The sequence below is a fragment of the bacterium genome, assembly GCA_030654305.1.
Taxonomy (GTDB): domain Bacteria; phylum Krumholzibacteriota; class Krumholzibacteriia; order LZORAL124-64-63; family LZORAL124-64-63; genus PNOJ01.
In genome coordinates this window covers 1-2,783 of record JAURXS010000365.1, presented here as the reverse complement: position 1 = coordinate 2,783, position 2,783 = coordinate 1, and the positions used below count along the sequence as shown (strand labels likewise).

General features: G+C 73.2%; 4 protein-coding genes. All 4 read right to left on the bottom strand.

From position 1 onward, the window contains the following. Positions 1–196 precede the first annotated feature (196 nt). The gene (locus tag Q7W29_10525) at positions 197–1,099 is read right to left on the bottom strand and encodes a UbiA prenyltransferase family protein (GenBank protein ID MDO9172254.1); all 903 of its coding nucleotides are present in this window, start codon (positions 1,097–1,099) and stop codon (positions 197–199) included. Next, positions 1,096–1,722, bottom strand: a complete 627-nt coding sequence (locus Q7W29_10520) for a D-sedoheptulose 7-phosphate isomerase (GenBank protein MDO9172253.1) — start codon at positions 1,720–1,722, stop codon at positions 1,096–1,098. Before Q7W29_10520 ends, Q7W29_10525 begins: the two co-directional genes overlap by 4 nt. Further along, positions 1,719–2,594: a dTDP-4-dehydrorhamnose reductase gene (gene rfbD / locus Q7W29_10515; protein ID MDO9172252.1), complete on the bottom strand. Its 876-nt coding sequence runs from the start codon at positions 2,592–2,594 to the stop codon at positions 1,719–1,721. Before rfbD ends, Q7W29_10520 begins: the two co-directional genes overlap by 4 nt. After that, a partial coding sequence (locus Q7W29_10510) for a RecX family transcriptional regulator (GenBank protein ID MDO9172251.1) occupies positions 2,591–2,783 on the bottom strand: 193 nt, incomplete at its 5' end. The genes Q7W29_10510 and rfbD, both read right to left, overlap by 4 nt.

Below are 2,783 nucleotides of genomic sequence, written 5' to 3'. Positions count from 1 at the left end.
GTCAGGGCGGCGAGCGTCCAGTTGGGCACGCCGCCGGTCGGGTGTGGACCCACCGCGCGCGCGGCCGACACGCCGCGCGGGCCGGCTCCGGTGGTTCGCCCGGCGAGCGCCAGCGCCCGCGCGGCGTCGCGCGGCAACGTTTCCGGCCGGGTCCGGACCAGGGCGACGAACGAAGCCAAGGCTACTCCTCGCGCCGTCACCGGTGCAGGCCGATGATCAGGCAGACGCAGGTGATCCATCCCAGCACCGCGACCTGGATGGCGGGGTCGGTCAGCAGGATCTCATGGGGGCGACCGCCGCGGTCGTCCTTGAACACCAGCACCAGGTAGCGGCCCAGCCCGGCCGCCACGAAGGGCGTGGTGAACACCAGCCGGGTGGTGCCGAACTGCGCGACGGTCCCGTCGGCCAGCGTGTAGAGGACGTAGGCCGTCAGGGTCGACGCGAAGGACGACAGGACCAGCACGTCCAGCAGCCGCCGGCCGTAGTGGCGCAACGAGGGGCGGGTCGCGTGGTTGGCCGACGCTTCCTGCACGAATTCGGCCCGGCGCTTGGCGAAGCCCAGGAACAGCGCCAGCAGGAAGGTGCACAGGATCAGCCACGGCGACAGCGGCACGGCGCCCTGCACCGGTCGCAGCACCTCGACGCTGGCCACCGCCCTCAGGACGAAGCTCACCGCGATGCCCACCACGTCCAGGATGACGATCCGCTTCAGGCCCAGGGAATACCCGAGGTTCAGCACCATGAAGGCCGAAGCCGTGGCGCCGAAGCCGACGCCCAGCAGCCAGCTCGCGGCCAGGGCGGTCAGCGCCAAGCCGAGGGCCCAACGCTTCGCGACGGCGGCCGGCAGCAGGCCGGCGGCGATCGGGCGGTGCCGTTTCAGGGGATGCCGGCGGTCCTGGGGCGCGTCGATGCAGTCGTTGAACAGGTAGACGGCGCCCGAGAGCAGGCAGAACACCAGACAGCCCAGGGTGGCGCGCGCGATCGACGGCAGCTCGGCGGCGCTCTGCGAGAAGACCAGGCCCGCGAACAGCAACAGGTTCTTGGTCCACTGGCGCGGGCGCAGGCTGACGAGCAGCGCCTTCGCGATCCCGGCGTTCACGGGCGGGGTCCCGCCGGCCCGGCGTCCGCGAGTCCCCGCTCCAGCAGGGCGCAGAGCAGGTGGCCCATCAGGATGTGGATTTCCTGGATGCGCGGCGTGTCCGCCGCCGGCGCGACCAGGGCGCCGTCGACCAGCCCGCGCAGCCTGCCGCCGTCGCGCCCGAGGAAGCCGTGGACCCGCAAACCGCCGGCCCGCGCGCGCTCCGCGGCCCGGACGCAGTTGGGGGAATTCCCGGAGGTCGACAACACCAGCAGCACGTCGCCGGGCCGTCCCAGTCCGTCGACCTGGCGGGCGAAGATCTCGTCGAACCCGTAGTCGTTGGCGACGGCCGTCAGGGTGGAGGTGTTGACCGTCAGCGCCAGGGCGGCGCAGGCCCGTCGCTCGCATTCGAAGCGGCCGACGAGTTCGGCCACGATGTGCTGGGCGTCGGCGGCGCTGCCGCCGTTCCCGCAGACCAGCAGGCGGCCTCCCCCGCTCCAGGCCCGCGCGACGTCGTCGGCCAGGGCGACGATCGCGGCGAGGTGCTCGGGACCGAGGCGCGCGACGGCGTCGCGGTGGTCCCGCAGGGTGTCGGCGAAGATCCGCGCCGTCGTGTCGTCGCGCCGCTCTGCGGATTCGGTCATGGCCGGACTCCGGGTTCGGGTGACTCGTGCCGCACGAGCCCCGCAATATAACGCTCCAAGGCTTCCTGCCAAGACGGGCGGGGACCGAGCCCGATGGATTCCAGGTTCCGGCTGCGCAGGATCGAGCAGGCGGGCCGCCGCGCCGGCGTCGGGTACGCCGCGGTGGCGCAGGGCAGGATCCGCTCGGGGTCGGCGCCGCTCTGTCGCGCGACCTCGCGCGCGAACGCGTGCCAGGTCGTCGCGCCCGCGTTGGTGGCGTGGAAGATGCCCCGGCCCCTGCCCAGCAGGATCAGGCGCAGGACGCGCGCCAGGTCCGGCGCGTAGGTGGGGCAGCCGGTCTGGTCGTCGACGACCGTCAGCGTCTCCCGCTCCGCCAGCAGCCTGCGGATCGTCAGCACGAAGTTCTTCGGCCCGGGGCCGAAGAGCCAGCTCGTGCGGATGATCCGCCAGTCGCCGCCGGCCGTCTGGACCTCCTCCTCGCCCAGGGCCTTGGTGCGCCCGTAGACGCCCAGGGGCCGGCGCTCGGCGTCCTCGAAGTACCCGGCGGGATCCTCGCCGTCGAAGACGTAGTCCGTGCTGATGTAGGTGAATGGGATGTTGAGGGACGTGCAGCAGCGGGCCAGCAGGCGGGTGGCCTCGGCGTTCACGGCGTGGGCGCGTGCCGGGTCGCTCTCGGCCCGGTCGACGTCCGTGTAGGCCGCGGCGTGGACGACGTGATGCGGGGAATGCTGCATCATCAATTCCAGGGCCGTGTCCCGCAGGGTGAGGTCCCCGTCCGGCAGGTCGACGCCGACGCAGTGGCCCGAGTCCTCGTACTCGTCGAGGATGGCGCGGCCGAGCATCCCCGCGGCTCCGGTCACCAGGATCTTCATGCCGGATCCTCCCCGTCCTCGTCGATTTGCCGGGCCGGGACCGTGGCCCGCACGGCGTCGGCGGCCGTCCCGGGCGGGAAGCCGCGACCGATCAGGAAGCGCTGTCCCTTGGCCAGGGCGCGCGCGTCGGCGTCGCCGCGCTGCCGCCGCCACCAGGACCGTGCGGCCGTCCGCGCCAGCTCCGCCTCG

Excerpts from the sequence above, each read along its gene's own strand:
- Q7W29_10520 (MDO9172253.1), bottom strand. The coding sequence starts at position 1,722 with ATGACCGAATCCGCAGAGCGGCGCGACGACACGACGGCGCGGATCTTC.
- rfbD (MDO9172252.1), bottom strand. The coding sequence starts at position 2,594 with ATGAAGATCCTGGTGACCGGAGCCGCGGGGATGCTCGGCCGCGCCATC.